This window comes from Paeniglutamicibacter sp. NPDC091659, assembly GCF_044756805.1.
Lineage (GTDB): Bacteria > Actinomycetota > Actinomycetes > Actinomycetales > Micrococcaceae > Paeniglutamicibacter.
The window spans coordinates 89,614-103,916 of record NZ_JBIVTO010000010.1; the positions used below are offsets into that span (position 1 = coordinate 89,614).

The following is a 14,303-nucleotide window of genomic DNA, read 5'->3' on the forward strand; positions in this document are numbered from 1 at the left end:
CTCCATTTGTAGATCCATGTATGATCCCCCGTTGGCTGTGCCTTTTTCCGGATAGTCCCAGTATCCGGTCGGCGCACGAAGACTGCCTTGTGCCGAGTGCAATACCACTATTCTCGCATTACGCCAATAGTCGAGACTAAATCAGCCCAAAGAGCACGTTATCATCCTCGCATGTACTTTTGGCTGTTGTTAAGCTCAAGGTGTGCCAAAGATTCTCACCATCGCCGCCATGCAGCTTCTTGATCCCACCGGACGCATTCTCCTGGTTCGCAAACGCGAAACCACGATGTTCATGCAGCCGGGAGGAAAACTCGAACCCGACGAAAGCCCCGAGGCCGCGGTCCTGCGTGAGGTGAGGGAGGAAATCGGCTTGGATTTCGTTCCGGAACAGGTTGAATTCCTGGGTCGTTGGAACGGTCCCGCGGCGAACGAGGCCGACACCGAGATCCATGCCTACCTCTACGGAGCTACGACTGCGGAAACACCTCGCATCCAAGCCGAAATCGAACAGATGATGTGGCTGAGCCCCGCGGTCGCCATCCAGCGGGACGACATCGCGCCGCTGCTGCGCGACCATGTCTTGCCCTCGCTGCTCGGCGGCTAAGGCAGCACCGGGCCTGCGGCCCGGTGGCCGCTACTGAGCGAACTGGGTTTCGTGCAGTTCGGCGTACCGTCCGCCGGCGGCCAACAGCTCGGTGTGGGTGCCGCGCTCAACGATCCGGCCGCCCTCGACCACCAGGATCTGGTCGGCCGAGCGGATCGTCGAGAGCCTGTGCGCGATGACCAGGGCGGTGCGGTTTTCCAGGGCCTCGGCGAGGGCCGCCTGGACGGCCGCCTCGTTGGAGGAATCCAGCGCCGCCGTTGCCTCGTCGAGGATGACAACCTGCGGTGCCGCAAGGAGCAGGCGCGCGATGGTCATGCGCTGGCGTTCGCCGCCGGAGAGCCTGTAGCCGCGCTCCCCCACCACTGTGTCCAGCCCGTCGGGCAGCGCCTCGATGGTCGGCTGCAGCCGGGCCCGGGTCAGCGCCTGCCAGATCTCCGCGTCGCTTGCCTCGGGCTTGGCCAGGCGCAGGTTGGCGCCGATGGTTTCGTGGAACAGGTGCCCGTCCTGGGTCACCATGGACACGGTGGAGCGCAGCGAACCCAGTTTCAGCTCGCGGATGTCGACCCCTGCAAGTTCGACCGACCCGGAGTCGACGTCGTACAGCCGGGCGAGCAGCGAGGCGATGGTCGACTTGCCCGCACCCGAGGAGCCCACCAGCGCGACGGTGGAACCCGCGGGGATCTCGAAGTCGATGCCGTGCAGCACCGTCTCCCCGCCCCGGGTGTCGAGCACCGCAACGTCTTCCAGCGAGGCCAGCGAGACCTTCTCGGCGCTCGGGTAGGCGAACGAAACGCCCTTGAACTTCACGTCCACCGGCCCCGGGTCCAGGACCCGGGCCGTCGGCGAATCGGTGATCAGCGGCTTGAGGTCAAGGATCTCAAAGACCCTGTCGAAGCTCACCAGGGCGCTGGTGATTTCCACCCGGGCGTTGGCCAGCGCGGTCAGCGGCGCATACAGCTGGACCAGCAACATGCCCAGCACCACCACGTCGCCGGCGGCAAGTTCGCCGCGGGTCGCATAGACGCCGCCCAGCCCGTAGACGAGGGCCAGCGCCAGGGCCGCCACCAGGGTGAGCATCGTGACGAAGAAGAACTGGCGCATCGTCATCTTCACGCCGATGTCCCGGACCCGTCCGGCGCGCGTCGCGAACTGTGCGGATTCGTCGGCGGGACGGCCGAAGAGCTTGATCAGGGTGGCTCCGGGGGCCGAGAAGCGCTCGGTCATCTGCGTGGCCATGGAGGCGTTGAGGTCCGCCGATTCCTTGCGCAGCAGGGCCAGCGTGCGGCCGAACCGTCGCGCCGGGAACAGGAAGACCGGCAGCAGCACCAGGGCCGCGAGCGTGACCTGCCACGAGGTGGAGAACATGACGCCAGCCGTCAGCACCAGGGCCACGACGTTCGAGACGAGCCCCGACAGGGTCCCGGCGAAGGCCGCCTGGGCGCCGATGACGTCGTTGTTCAGCCTGCTCACCAGCGCGCCGGTGCGGGTCCTGGTGAAGAAGGCGACGGGCATCTTCTGCACGTGGTCAAAGACGGCGGTGCGCAGGTCGAAGATGATGCCCTCGCCGAGCCGGGAGGAGAACCAGCGCACGATCAGCGAGAAGATCGCGCTGAAGACCGCGACCACGGCGATCATCCCGGCAAGCCCGAGCACCGTGGCGGCGTCGCTCTTGGCGACGATCGCATCGACGACCCGGCCGGCCAGGACCGGGGTCACGACGGTCAGGACCGCGGCGCACACCGAGAAGAAGACGAATATCAGCAGCTGCTTCTTGTAGACCCCGGCGAAGGCCAGGACCCGCCGCGGTGTGGTCGGCGCATACGCCTTGCCCTTGTCCTGCCCCGACATCCGCCACAGCGAACTCCAGGCGACGCTTTCCATGCTCATGAGGTGTTCCGCCAAATCTAGGGTGTGGCCACGCGTGGCGCCACGGGATTGCCGCACCGGTCAGCCGGGCCCCGACGGGTCCGAGGTGCAGACCAACTCTACCGGGGGTGCCGGGCGCGACCGGACCGCCGGTCAGCTGTCCAGGGTCGGGCCGGGCTGCAGGGAATGCGGCACGAACCGCACGGTCATGGCCTTGAACCCGGGGGTGTTGGATTCGCGGGCCACCAGGTCGCGGTGCACCAGCGCGTTGGCCTCCGGGAAGTACGCGGCCGCGCATCCCTTGGCCGTCGGGTAGGAGACCAGGCGGAACCTGTTGGCGCGGCGCTCGGTGCCGCCGAAGGTCGAGATCACGTCGACCAGCGCCTTGTCCTCCAGGCCCAGCTCCACCAGGTCCTCCGGGTTGATGAGGATGACGCGGCGCCCGTCCTTGATGCCGCGGTAGCGGTCGTCCAGCCCGTAGAACGTGGTGTTGTACTGGTCGTGGCTGCGCATGGTCTGCAGGATCAGGTGGCCCTCCGGCGCGTGCAGCGCCTCGAACGGCGAGACCGTGAACCTGCCCTTGCCGATGTCCGTGGCGAAGGAACGGGTGTCGCGCGGCGGGTTGGGCAGCACGAAGCCGTTGCGGCCGCGCACCCGGCGGTTGAAGTCCTCGAAGCCCGGCAGCACCCGGGAGATGTGGTCGCGGACGACGTCGTAGTCCTCGGCCATGGCCTTCCAGGGGACCACGTGGTCCTCGCCCAGGATGGCGGTGGCCATGCGTGCGACGATGACGGGTTCGGCCAGCAGGTGCTCGGAGACCGGCTTGAGCCGGCCCTGGGTCGAGTGGATGACGGACATCGAGTCCTCCACGGAGAGGAACTGCGGCCCGCCGGCGTGCTTGTCGTCCCGGTCGGTGCGGCCCAGGGTGGGCAGGATGATGGAGGTCTGCCCGTGCACCACGTGGGAGCGGTTGGGCTTGGTGGAGATGTGAACCGTGAGCTTGGCGCGCTGCATGCCCGCCTCAAGCGCCTCGGTCTCCGCGTTGGCCAAGGCGAAGTTGCCGCCCATCGACACGAAGACGTCGACCTCGTCGTTCTCGAAGGCGTCGAGCGCCTCGGTGGAGTCGTAGCCGTGGGCGCGCGGGGAATCGATCCCGAATTCGGAGTCGAGGGCCGCCAGCAGCTTCTCCCCCGGCTTCTCCCAGATGCCCATGGTCCTATCGCCCTGGACGTTCGAGTGCCCGCGCACGGGGCAGGCGCCGGCGCCCGGCTTGCCGAAGTTGCCCTGCATCAGCAGCAGGTTGATGATTTCCTTCAGCGTCGGCACCGAGTGCGGCTGCTGGGTCAGGCCCAGCGCCCAGCAGAAGATCGTCGCCTTGGATTCGACCAACAGCTGCGCGATCGCGGTGATGTCCGCGCGGGAAAGCCCGGTGGCTTCCTCGGTGGCGTCCCAGTTGAGTTCCGCGCGGGCCGCCTTGTAGGCCTCGAAGCCGTCGGTGGCCGAATCGATGAAGGCCCTGTCGATCACGGACCCGGGGTTCTTTTCCTCTGCGGCCAGCAGCAGGTGCCCGAACGCCTGGAAGAGCGCGAGGTCCCCGCCGACCTTGATCTGCAGGAAGTGGCTGCTGACGTCGGCGGACTTGCCGAGCATGCCGGACACGCTCTGCGGGTCCTTGAAGCCGAAGAACCCGGCTTCCGGCAGCGGGTTCACCGCGACGATGCGGGCCCCGCGCTTGCGGGCCTCGGAGAGCGCCGAGAGCATGCGAGGGTGGTTGGTGCCCGGGTTCTGGCCGACGACGAAGATCAGCTCGGCGTGCTCGAAGTCCTCCAGCGAGACCGTGCCCTTGCCGATGCCGATCGTGGGGTTCAGCGCGGAACCGGAGGATTCGTGGCACATGTTGGAGCAGTCGGGAAGGTTGTTGGTGCCCAGCGAGCGTGCCAGCAGCTGGTACATGAACGCGGTCTCGTTGGCGGTCCGGCCCGAGGTGTAGAAGACGCACTTGTCCGGGGTGGTGGCGTTGACGTGCTCGCCGATGGTGCGGAAGGCCTCGGCCCAGGTGATCGGTGTGTAGTGGGTCTCGCCGGCACGGATGGCCACGGGTTCGGTGATGCGGCCCTGGGAGCCAAGCCAGTACTCGGTCTTCTCGCGGAGCACGCCGATGGGGTGCTTGGCCCACCACTCGGGGGTGACGGTGCGCGCGGTGGCTTCCTCGGCGATGGCCTTGGCGCCGTTCTCGCAGAACTCCGCGGGCTTGCGGGCGCCGGTGATGGACTCGGGCCAGGCGCAACCGGGGCAGTCGAAACCGCCGCGCTGGTTGATGCGAAGCATCGAACGAACCGTGCGGGTCACGCCGGCCTCGGCGAAGCCGCGCTCAAGGGACACCTTGACCGCTTCGACCCCGGCGGCACTGCGCTTCGGCTTGCCGACCACCAGGTCGTCTTCGTTGATGTCTTGCGTTGGGGCCGGGCGATTCATCTTGTTCCTCCACGTCACTGCGGTGTTGCTGCATGGCTCGCCACCGGGGGCGCGCTGGCACTGGCGTCACTGGCACCCGGGGTTCTCACGGCCGCACGGCCGGTGAACTTTCTAGGCGCCTAGTACGCGTTGAGCATGAGTGTATAGGTTCACGCTGCTGGTGCGGGAAAACGCGGCGAGGGTGAGTCCCGATTGTTGCGCCAGCTCAACGGCCAGCGACGACGGGGCGCTGACCGCGGAGAGCACCGGGATCCCCGCCATCGCTGCCTTCTGGACCAGTTCGAAGGACGCCCGGCCGGAGACCTGCAGGACGGTTTCGCCCAGCGGAAGCAGGCCTTCGCGCAGGGCCGAGCCGATGACTTTGTCCACCGCGTTGTGCCTGCCCACGTCCTCGCGCAGCACCAACAACCTGCCGTCGGTGCTGAAGATGCCGGCCGCGTGCACGCCGCCGGTGGCACTGAAAAGCTCCTGCGCCTCGCGCAGGGTGTCCGGCATGCCCAGCAGGGTTTCGAGCTCCACCGACCCCGTGTCCGGGTCCAGCGCGTAGTGCGACTTCTTGCGCACCTCGTCGATCGAGTTGGTCCCGCAGATGCCGCAGGCGGAGCTTGTCACCACATGGCGGGCCGCCGACAGGTCCGGGGCCTGGGCGCCGAAGCCCAGCTGCACCTCGATGACGTTGAAGGTCTGGTTGCCGGATTCGTCAGTGCCCGCGCAGTAGCGCATGGCCACCAGGTGCTCGGCACGGGAGATGATGCCCTCGGCGAGCAGGAATCCGGCGACCATGTCGAAGTCGTCGCCCGGGGTGCGCATGGAGGTGGTGAACGGGGTGGACCCGAAACGGATTTCCAGGGGTTCCTCGACGGCGAGTTTTTCCTCGCGCTCGCTCCGCGCTCCGTCAAGGGTGGCGCGGACGATGCGCCGGCGCACGATTTTGCGTCCCATTCTCACATTCCTTTTCTTGCTTCCGGCTGCCGCCGGCCAAATCGGTGGGGTTCCCCGGTTACCAAGGTAGTCCAAGGTAGCCGACGGGGGTTCCGGCCCGGGCGCCGGCGGGCGGGATGACGAGGATCGCCTCGGCCCCGGAGAGCCCGCGCAGCATCGCCGAGCCGACGTGTTCGGCCGGTGCCAGTGCGTCGGGCACCAGCGGGTCGGCGGAGCCCACCCAGCGCGCCGGGATGAGCCGGTGCCTGCCAGGCAGCGGTGCGAAGTCCGCGGCGCCCAGCGCGCTTCCGGGTTCCGCAAGTTCCGTGCCGCAGGCGCCGCGCAACAGCGGGTCCACCAGCGTCGCGACGGCCATCAGCGCGGCCAGCGGGTTGCCCGGCAGCGCCACGAGGATGCGTCCGTCGGGCAGCGCCGCGAGCATCGAGGGGTGCCCGGGTCGCATGGCGATGGCGGAAACGATTTCCTTTCCGCCAAGCTCGGCAACGGCGCTGCGCACGAAGTCGCGGTCGGAGAATCCGGTGCCGCCCGTGGTGATCACGATGTCTGCGGCCAGTGCCGGGACGTCGGTGAGCGCGTCAAGGCTCTGTGCCTGGGAATCGCCGATGCGCGCCTCGCTCGCCGCCCGCCCGCCCAGTGCCGCGATGATCAGCGGCAGGACCGGGGAGAAACCGTCGCGAACCTGCCCGGGTGCCGGGGTCCCGGAGGTGATGACCTCGTCCCCGGTGTAGACCAGGTGGACCCTGGGGCGGGCGGCAACCAGGAGTTCGTCGTAGCCCGCCACCGCAGCGGTGGCCACGACCCCGGCACGCAGCACGGTGCCCGCGGCCTGCAGCACGTCGTGCGGTGAGGCTTCGGTCCCGGCGGGCCGGATGTCGGCGCCCGGGGACACCGTCCGGTCGGAGCTGAGCCACCCGTCGCGCTCGGTGGTGTGCTCCAGGCGGATGATGGCATCGGCGCCTTCGGGGATCAAGGACCCGGTCACCACGGCAACGGCTTGGCCCGGGGCCAGCGACGTAACCGTGCCCTCGGCGGGGTTGTGGGCGACTGCGTCGAGCAGCAGCCAGGGGCCCGGCCCGGACACGGCGAATCCGTCCATGGCCGAGGTTGCACAATGCGGTATGGGATAACGGGCAACCAGGTCCCGGGCCAGCACGCGCCCCCCGGCCTGGTGCAAGGGCACGAGTTCCGGGGCCGGCCGAAGGGACCGCCCCAGCCTGTGCGCGTCCTGCCGTGCCTGCTCCCAGCCGTGGTCGTGGTCGGGCATGCTCTAGTCGTCGGTGCCGGCGGAGACGCGTGCCTGCAAAACGGCACGCGCCAGGGCATCGGCGGAATCCATGGCATGCTTCTCGCTTGCCTGTCCCCTGCCCACGGCGAGTCCCGCCGCGTAGCCGGCCAGGTAGGTGGTCAACGGGGCCGCGGGGCGCACGATGCCGTGGGCGGCAACCCCGGCCAGGGAAAGCACCTGGTCGATGTCGACCTGCGTGTCGGCGAGTTCAAAGGCGGCCAGTAGTTCCCTGACCCAGTCGTCGAGTTCCGCTGCAGGCATTTAGTGTTCTCCTCGTCAGTGGCCGTTTGCCACCGTAATCCCGTGACGCCCGGCGTCCCCAGGTGTGTCGATGTCGCTGAAATCCACCTCTGGCAGCTTCAGACGTTCCATCTGCACTGTAGCAAGCAGACGCATCATCGACGCATTCTCCAGGCTGCCGTGGGGTCCGGCAGCCTGCTCGATTGCCGCCTTCAGCGCCTCGGTGGTGATGGCGCAGGCTAGCGTCTGCAGGACCCCTCCGGCGTCCTGCGGCACCCACGCCTCGATCCCTGGGGCCCGGCGGCGCGCCACCTCGAGCAGCGCCTTCACCACGGGGGCAGGTTCCAGCAGGTCGGCGGCCAACACCACGGTGATTTCCGCGACGCCGCTTGGCCACTGCGCACTTTCGTCGTCGGGGCCGTCGTCGAGCGCCGCACGCCCCGCGGCCACGGCAGCGGCCGGACCGGCATAGTTGGGGTATTCCCGGGTGATGACCACGCGCTGGCTGTCGGGGGCGTTTTCCATGTACCTTGTCACCGCGTCCGCCAGTGCGTGTGCGCCGACCACGGCTATGCCTTCGGCGTCCTTCACTGCGTTGAGCGCGTGCTCGAGTAGGGTTTCCCCGTGGTGTTCCAGCAGCGGCTTGCTCACCCCGCCCAGCCGTGAGCCACGGCCGCCTGCCACGATGATGGCATCAAATTTCATGCTGCGCTCCGAAGGAATGGGCTCCAGGCTTCCGCGGGGCGGTCCAGTTCGGTGATGAACCAGTGGGCGCCGCGTGGAGTGCCGGGTGCAAAACGTAGTTTCCATCCCAACTGTGCCAGCGTCCTGTCGCCTTTGGCGCTATTGCAGCCGTGACATGCCGCCACGAGGTTTTCCCAGCTGTCGACCCCGCCCCTGCTGCGCGGGATGATGTGGTCGACCGTGCTGGCGCTGCGGCCGCAGTATGCACACCGGTGGGAGTCCCTGCGCAGGACCCCGCGGCGCGACACCTGGAGGTTGCGGCGGTGCGGCATCCGGACGTAGCGGTTCAGCAGGATCACCGTGGGTCGGGGCATGACTTGGCTGGGGCCGACCACCGGGTCCTCTTCATCGGCCGCGAGTACTGTGGCCTTGTCCATGAAGACAAGCAGCAGTGCCCGGCGAAATGTGACTACCGCCAGCGGTTCAAATCCTGCATTCAGCACTAGGGTTCGCATCGGCGCATCCTTAGATCCCGACCCGGCGTAACAGAGGGACCCGTTCACAACGGAATCCCTCAAGTGACGCGCATGGCTCTGAGCATTGACTCTGGGGCTAGCCTAAGACAAAGGCCGTTGATTCCGCGCGGGTTTAGGTGAAATTGGTTCGAATTCCCTCCGAATTTTGCAAGTTGCACGATCCGGAAATGGTGTTGTGAAACCCCGGAAACGGGGTTTCACAACACCATTCGCTTCTACTGGGGTGAAGCGAAACGCAATTCGAAGCTGGCGGCACCGTCGGCCGAATGTTCGACACCCAGCGAGCTGGATACCCAAATCAGGGATCCGTCCGGACTCATGGCCACCGCGTTGGCGGTTCCCTGCAGCCTCCCGCCCTGTTTCCAGCTCATGCCGCCGTCATGGCTGGTCCAGGCGACCCCGTCCGGCGTCATGCCGACGGCCTTGGTGCCGGACACCGCCAGGTATTGCAGCAGCGGACCGTTTGCCACAGGTTCGCCGAAGGTCGCGCCGTCGTCCGTTGATCGCCAGACACCCTGTTCGGTGGCCGCCAGTACGAGGCTACCGCGTGGATCCGCGGCAAGTGTCGCAGGGAGGATCCTCGGGTCGAGGTCCTTCCACCGGCTGCCGTCGGCCGTGGAACGCAACGTCGTATCGAACCCGACGATGGCATTCTTGCTTGCCGTCAGCGCATGGAAGTCCGAAACCCCGGAGCGCGAGAGACTCTCCCAGGTTTTTCCCTTGTCGGTGGAACTCATCAGGCCCACGGGGTTTTCCAACTCGACACCGGGGCCGGGATGACCCGAGGCGTAGAAGCCGTCTTTTCCGAGGGTGAAGCCCATCCAGTCAACGACGGGGCCGATGCGCTGGGCGGGGTTCGCCGATACTTCATAGAGGCCGTCGTGAGTGGCAAGCAGCACCTGTCCCTTGTCCGTGGCGGCAATGGCGTGAACATGAGCGGTCGGATACCCAAGGACCGTCTCCGGGTCCTTCGCAGCGGGACCTGCGCCTGATTCCCGCGGCGTCGAGGCTGCCGCAGCAGTTGTTCCCGTGTCCGGCCCGGCGTCGCCGGGGCTCTGGGCGCACCCGGCAAGGGCCAGTACGCCTGCCAGTGCCGCGGACATGAAAATCGCCGGTTTCGTTGTCATGGTTTTCATGTGTCGGTTCGCCCGCTACTTCTTGAGCATCTCGCGCATGTGTGCGATTTCGGCGTTTTGGTCGGCAATGATTTTCCGGCCCAGTTCCAGCACCCTTGGATCCTTGCCGTTCTTCAGTGCGGCTTCAGCCATTTTCGTGGCTCCGAGGTGGTGCCCGATCATTTGGTTCAGGAAGAGTTCTTCGGCCGCACGGCCTTGGGCGCTGGCCAATGCCTGCAGGTCTTCGTCGCCGAGCATGCCCTCCATTGCCATGGTGTGGCCCAGCTCCCGGGGTTCACCCCATCCTTCCAACCAAGTTTCCATGAGCTTGATCTCCGGGGCCTGCGCATTCTTGATATCGGTGGCAAGCTTCACCATTTCCGTGCCCAGGCTTTTCTTTTCCAGCATGGTCTCGCTCATGAGAACGGCCTGTTCGTGGTGCGGGATCATCATTTGGGCGAACATGGCATCGGCACCGTTGTGCATATTTCCGGGCGTCTGTTGGCCTGCCGTGGTGTTTCCGCCAGGGACGGGGGCCGGTGCGGAGCAACCGGCCAGGACCACGGCGCCCGCCACGATGGCAGCCGAAAGCATCAGGGTTGTCTTGTTCTTTTTCAACGTCTTTTCCTTGCGTGAGATGTGATTGCGTTCCGGTCTTTGCTCCGGAATGCTCATCTACGGCAAATACTCAGTTGCTGTGGGGAAGGCGTCTGGAAAACACTGTCGTTGAAGGCGACCAGGCGCGGACGATAAGGCGTTGGCCCCGCACGCGAGGCGGTTCCACCGCTTCTCGGCTGTCCGAGTTTCTGGGCCAACGCCACGAGGCCGAGAACGCAGGCAACCAGAAGGGCGCATTCGCCCAGCCCCATCACGTGCCCATCGTGGGGTTCAGTGGCCGGCACGTGTTGTTCACCGTGATCGTGCGCGGACGCCGCAATGGAGGTCGCGGCACCTGCTGCACTGCCGGCTCCTCCGTGGTGAATAGGATTGAACGCGGCCCCGGCGAGCACATGCATGGAGAGCAGGCCTAGGAAGAACGCACAGAGAACCACGACCCGCATGGCGGGCGGCAGCGTCCGGCTGCTGGCGGGTCTGGACGGCTTCTTCACGGGATCCACAATATACCCTATGGGGGTATCGTTCAATCCTGTCCACGCAAAGCAAAAGACCCCGCTGCATCCTTGCGGATTCAGCGGGGTCTTTGAAAACTGCTGCTTACTTGGCCAGGGTGTAGTAGCCGTAAAGCGGGTTGCGGGTCACGTCGTGGATCATCGTGTCGACGGTCGGGTTCTGTGCGCCGATCATCTTTCCGCCGCCAAGGTAGATACCTACGTGGCCTCCACCGTTCTGGAATACCAGGTCGCCGGCCTTCGGGCTGCTGGTGCGCACGAACTGGCCGGAGGCGCGGATCGCGGAGGTGCCGCGGGCGATATCGATGCCGTGCTTGGCGTAAACGTACTTCACGAAGCCGGAGCAATCCCAGCCCGCGGTGGTGTTGCCGCCCCAGACGTAGGGAACGCCAACGAACCGGGCTGCGGTTGCCGCAATGCCGGAGAGGTTTGCGGTGTTGATCGAGTCGCTCTTGGGGGCCACGGCGGTGCTCACTGCGCCGCCGCGGTTCGAGCGGGTCGTCGGCGCAAAGGCGTCGGTCGAGGCACGGGTCACTGGGGCGGTGCTGCTGTCGCGGGTCGTAACCGTGTTGGCAACTGCCACGACGACCGGAGCCGGCTTGGAAGTGAATGCGGCGCGCTCGATGTCAAGGTCCTTGACCTTGGATGCGGAGACCGAAACAGCCTTGACTGCAACGCGCTCTGCGGAGAGGCCTTCTACCGGGGCGGAGGATGCCTCGCGGGTTGCCGCGCCCTGGCCCGGAACACCCAAGGTCAGAACAAGGCCGGATGCTGCTGCGATTACTGCTGCCTGGCGGCCAACCGATCCAGCGTTCGAGGCAACTGCCTTCGAGATGGATTCAAGTGGGTTGGTCCGTACCGGCGTCGCGCGGTGGCGACCAAGTGCTTGACGTGTAGTCACGTTGTTATTGCCTCTCCTGATGCCTACGAGGTGAGCTGTCGGGTTCGAGTGGGAGTCACTCGGCAATCCGGCCCCTTGCGGGTCCGGGTTACTTAACCCCAAGGCTTCCTAAGTTCAGAAGCCAAAAATTGGGTCCCCCGCCACTGCCATGCGTTTTTTGAACGGACACCATGCGGCGGCAGTGCTCGGCACTCCTCATGGCGGTAATCGGGCTTGAGCGCCGACTACATTTCTAGAATATATGAAACAACTGCAAATGTCACGTTCTGATCACGGAACGGTGACATTCTTCGTTATAACCAACCTGCTGGGTCTACCCACTTGCCATTGACGATGACCTCAAGGTGCAGGTGCGGGCCTGTCGAGTTACCCGTGCTACCGCTGACCGATACAACGTCGCCACGTTCAACCTTCTGTCCAACCGAGACTTTCACGGCCGAGTTGTGGTTGTAGCTGGTGTGCAAGCCGTTGCCGTGGTCGATCTCCACGCGGAAGCCCGAGTGCCCGGCCCATCCGGCCTGCACGACGGTGCCGGCAGCGCTGGCCTTGATCGGGGTTCCCATGGGAACTGCGTAGTCCAGGCCGTTGTGGTTCATGTACCCCGGGCCCGTTGGGTTCTTGCGGTGGCCGAAGCGAGAAGTCAATCGAATGTTGTCCACCGGCTGGGCAAGGACTCCGCGCGTGGCGATCTTCGAAACGTCGCCACCGGCAGCGGTCATCACGGTGGCCAGCTTGTCTTCCTTGGTGAACTTGCTCGTGACCGAAACACGCTCGATCTTGACCTCGTCGGAGGTCGGAGCCTTTACGTCCACAACAACCGACTGCGCCACGCGGGCTTCCCCGTCCGGAAGCTGGTCGGCTTCCTGCGACGGGCTTGCAGCGGCCAGCGCCAGGCCGGAAACGGCCGCAACTGCGGCGATCTTGTGCGTAAATCCAAGGCGCGATCGCTTGGGACGCGGCGCGAACCGCAATACGTTGTCAAGCTCTTCGGACTCGACCTGGGCGTGGAGCTCTGGTGCCAAGGGAGTCGGTTCTTCGACGCGCTCGGTGGCGGCAATGGCCGCGGCGTCGGGGGATGCACCGTAGCGAAGGCTGGCTTCAAAGCGGCGGCCTACGTAGCTTGCCGGGGTCGTCTCGGCCAGCTCGGGAACCACATGCAGGGAGCGCCGACCGCTGCGGCGGGAAGGTGCTTCTTCGCTCAACGCGGAGTCGACAATACGTTCCAATGTGCCTTCGGCAGGCGAAGCATCAATCGGTCCGGACGCACGGCGACGGCCGGAATTGTGCTGCTGTGTCAAATGACAACCTCTCATGTATCGCCTGCGAAGTTAGCTGTCGGATTCGAGTCATGAGATCAACTCGGCCGAGCCCACCGTGGCGGACTCAACTTCACCCCAAGATCCATGGTTCAAAACCATGAAACGGTTGAAATGGGTCCTCCGCCCCTACCGGTAAGTCTTAGTCCAGAATCCGCCGGTAAGGTTATGCGAATCGGATCTGGATTGAGTCACGAAAATATGACACAACTAGAAACCCTACCGGGCTTTAGTCCAAAGTTACAATTCCGTTATCTGTCCAAGCGCCTGACAAACACATGAGCGCTGACCTCGGTCGGAAGCTCTAGCGCTCCTTCGATGCCCTGGACGCGAACCAGGACATAGTCGTCCGCGCGTTCCAGCGTGACTAGGGCACCAGGGCGGATTCCGCCCTCATCGAGCTGCACCAGGAGCTCAGGTTCAACCTGGATGGACTCGGCCAACCGCTCAACACGCACGGGGCCCGTGTTCCCGTCGGAAAGCGCCGAATCGAGATTTTGGACACCTACCGAGATTTCGGACAGTTCAGGGCCGCCCAGCGCCTCGAGTCCGGGGATGGGATTTCCGTAGGGAGAGGAGGCGGGCTGGCCAAGCAGCTTGTACAGCCGCTTCTCAACGCGCTCGCTCATGACGTGTTCCCAACGGCAGGCCTCGTCGTGGACGTATTCCCATTCCAGACCGATCACATCGGCCAGCAGTCGCTCAGCCAAACGGTGCTTGCGCATCACGCCGGTTGCCAGTTCGCGGCCCCGTGACGTGAGCTCAAGGTGTCGGTCGGTGGTCACAACCACGAGTCCGTCGCGTTCCATGCGGGCGATCGTCTGCGAGACGGTGGGACCGGAATGACCCAGGCGCTCGGCAATGCGGGCACGGAGCGCCGTGATTTCTTCCTCTTCGAGCTCCAAAATGGTGCGCAAATACATTTCGGTGGTATCGATCAGGTCTGACACGTCTGCCGCTCCTGCACGGGTTGGTTCTACACGGAATTACTACGCCCACCACTCTACCCGCCGGTACTCATGCGAGTTGTCACCCGGGCACCCTGCCGCTTCACACGCGATTCACCCCGGACTTCCTGGCGCATCCGGCACGGCTTCGCGGGTTGCGGCCGTTAATAATGACGACTTGCTTTTACGCGTTTGGCTGCGCCATGCGGGATTATTGGAACACCGACCCCATGGCTTTTGTCATCGCGTGGCGTGTCGGAAG

The 14,303-nt window shown here is 65.5% G+C and carries 14 protein-coding genes, 1 pseudogene and 2 riboswitches; of the genes and pseudogenes, 2 read left to right on the forward strand and 13 right to left on the reverse strand.

Annotated features, from left to right (window positions below; all coding sequences use genetic code 11):
• Positions 1-58: 58 nt before the first annotated feature.
• Together ACIQLF_RS17065 and ACIQLF_RS17070 are read left to right on the forward strand one after the other, a co-directional pair.
• Positions 59-130: pseudogene (locus ACIQLF_RS17065) on the forward strand (hypothetical protein); the annotation flags it as partial.
• Positions 131-202: 72 nt separating this feature from the next.
• A complete protein-coding gene (locus ACIQLF_RS17070; RefSeq protein WP_400300978.1) occupies positions 203-604 on the forward strand; it encodes an NUDIX domain-containing protein in 402 nt (133 codons plus the stop codon).
• Between the two features lie 30 nt (positions 605-634).
• Here the strand turns inward: ACIQLF_RS17070 and ACIQLF_RS17075 are convergent, their stop codons facing one another.
• The 13 genes from ACIQLF_RS17075 to ACIQLF_RS17135 all read right to left on the reverse strand — a co-directional run bounded on the left by ACIQLF_RS17075 (position 635) and on the right by ACIQLF_RS17135 (position 14,044).
• Positions 635-2,491: an ABC transporter ATP-binding protein gene (locus tag ACIQLF_RS17075; protein WP_400300980.1), complete on the reverse strand. Its 1,857-nt coding sequence runs from the start codon at positions 2,489-2,491 to the stop codon at positions 635-637.
• 132 nt (positions 2,492-2,623) lie between these two features.
• Complete coding sequence (locus tag ACIQLF_RS17080) at positions 2,624-4,945, reverse strand: FdhF/YdeP family oxidoreductase (RefSeq protein ID WP_400300982.1); 2,322 nt, start codon at positions 4,943-4,945, stop codon at positions 2,624-2,626.
• 111 nt (positions 4,946-5,056) lie between these two features.
• Positions 5,057-5,887 carry a formate dehydrogenase accessory sulfurtransferase FdhD gene (gene fdhD / locus ACIQLF_RS17085; protein ID WP_400300985.1) on the reverse strand — a complete coding sequence of 277 codons (831 nt, stop codon included), beginning with the start codon at positions 5,885-5,887 and terminating at the stop codon, positions 5,057-5,059.
• 58 nt (positions 5,888-5,945) lie between these two features.
• Positions 5,946-7,151, reverse strand: coding sequence for a molybdopterin molybdotransferase MoeA (locus ACIQLF_RS17090; RefSeq protein ID WP_400300988.1), 1,206 nt, complete (start codon positions 7,149-7,151; stop codon positions 5,946-5,948).
• Positions 7,152-7,154: 3 nt separating this feature from the next.
• On the reverse strand, positions 7,155-7,433 hold the full coding sequence (locus ACIQLF_RS17095; RefSeq protein WP_400300990.1) for a DUF6457 domain-containing protein: 279 nt from the start codon (positions 7,431-7,433) through the stop codon (positions 7,155-7,157).
• A 15-nt stretch (positions 7,434-7,448) separates the two neighbouring features.
• Positions 7,449-8,117, reverse strand: a complete 669-nt coding sequence (locus ACIQLF_RS17100; protein WP_400300993.1) for a molybdenum cofactor guanylyltransferase — start codon at positions 8,115-8,117, stop codon at positions 7,449-7,451.
• The gene (locus tag ACIQLF_RS17105; RefSeq protein ID WP_400300996.1) at positions 8,114-8,611 is read right to left on the reverse strand and encodes an HNH endonuclease; all 498 of its coding nucleotides are present in this window, start codon (positions 8,609-8,611) and stop codon (positions 8,114-8,116) included. Before ACIQLF_RS17105 ends, ACIQLF_RS17100 begins: the two co-directional genes overlap by 4 nt.
• 236 nt (positions 8,612-8,847) lie before the next feature.
• A complete protein-coding gene (locus ACIQLF_RS17110; protein WP_400300998.1) occupies positions 8,848-9,759 on the reverse strand; it encodes a F510_1955 family glycosylhydrolase in 912 nt (303 codons plus the stop codon).
• Positions 9,760-9,783: 24 nt separating this feature from the next.
• Positions 9,784-10,365, reverse strand: a complete 582-nt coding sequence (locus ACIQLF_RS17115; protein ID WP_400301000.1) for a DUF305 domain-containing protein — start codon at positions 10,363-10,365, stop codon at positions 9,784-9,786.
• Positions 10,366-10,418: 53 nt separating this feature from the next.
• Positions 10,419-10,856: a hypothetical protein gene (locus ACIQLF_RS17120; protein ID WP_400301001.1), complete on the reverse strand. Its 438-nt coding sequence runs from the start codon at positions 10,854-10,856 to the stop codon at positions 10,419-10,421.
• Positions 10,857-10,962: 106 nt separating this feature from the next.
• Positions 10,963-11,778 (reverse strand): C40 family peptidase, encoded by an 816-nt coding sequence (locus tag ACIQLF_RS17125; protein WP_400301004.1) that lies wholly within the window; start codon positions 11,776-11,778, stop codon positions 10,963-10,965.
• 6 nt (positions 11,779-11,784) lie between these two features.
• A riboswitch (cyclic di-AMP (ydaO/yuaA leader) is annotated at positions 11,785-11,969 on the reverse strand.
• A gap of 102 nt (positions 11,970-12,071) precedes the next feature.
• Positions 12,072-13,004, reverse strand: a complete 933-nt coding sequence (locus tag ACIQLF_RS17130) for a M23 family metallopeptidase (RefSeq protein WP_400301006.1) — start codon at positions 13,002-13,004, stop codon at positions 12,072-12,074.
• Positions 13,005-13,079: 75 nt separating this feature from the next.
• A riboswitch (cyclic di-AMP (ydaO/yuaA leader) is annotated at positions 13,080-13,264 on the reverse strand.
• 81 nt (positions 13,265-13,345) lie between these two features.
• Positions 13,346-14,044, reverse strand: coding sequence for a metal-dependent transcriptional regulator (locus ACIQLF_RS17135; protein WP_400301009.1), 699 nt, complete (start codon positions 14,042-14,044; stop codon positions 13,346-13,348).
• Positions 14,045-14,303: the final 259 nt, after the last annotated feature.

Excerpts from the sequence above, each read along its gene's own strand:
- ACIQLF_RS17075 (WP_400300980.1), bottom strand. The coding sequence starts at position 2,491 with ATGAGCATGGAAAGCGTCGCCTGGAGTTCGCTGTGGCGGATGTCGGGG.
- ACIQLF_RS17080 (WP_400300982.1), bottom strand. The coding sequence starts at position 4,945 with ATGAATCGCCCGGCCCCAACGCAAGACATCAACGAAGACGACCTGGTG.
- fdhD (WP_400300985.1), bottom strand. The coding sequence starts at position 5,887 with ATGGGACGCAAAATCGTGCGCCGGCGCATCGTCCGCGCCACCCTTGAC.
- ACIQLF_RS17090 (WP_400300988.1), bottom strand. The coding sequence starts at position 7,151 with ATGCCCGACCACGACCACGGCTGGGAGCAGGCACGGCAGGACGCGCAC.
- ACIQLF_RS17095 (WP_400300990.1), bottom strand. The coding sequence starts at position 7,433 with ATGCCTGCAGCGGAACTCGACGACTGGGTCAGGGAACTACTGGCCGCC.
- ACIQLF_RS17100 (WP_400300993.1), bottom strand. The coding sequence starts at position 8,117 with ATGAAATTTGATGCCATCATCGTGGCAGGCGGCCGTGGCTCACGGCTG.
- ACIQLF_RS17105 (WP_400300996.1), bottom strand. The coding sequence starts at position 8,611 with ATGCGAACCCTAGTGCTGAATGCAGGATTTGAACCGCTGGCGGTAGTC.
- ACIQLF_RS17110 (WP_400300998.1), bottom strand. The coding sequence starts at position 9,759 with ATGACAACGAAACCGGCGATTTTCATGTCCGCGGCACTGGCAGGCGTA.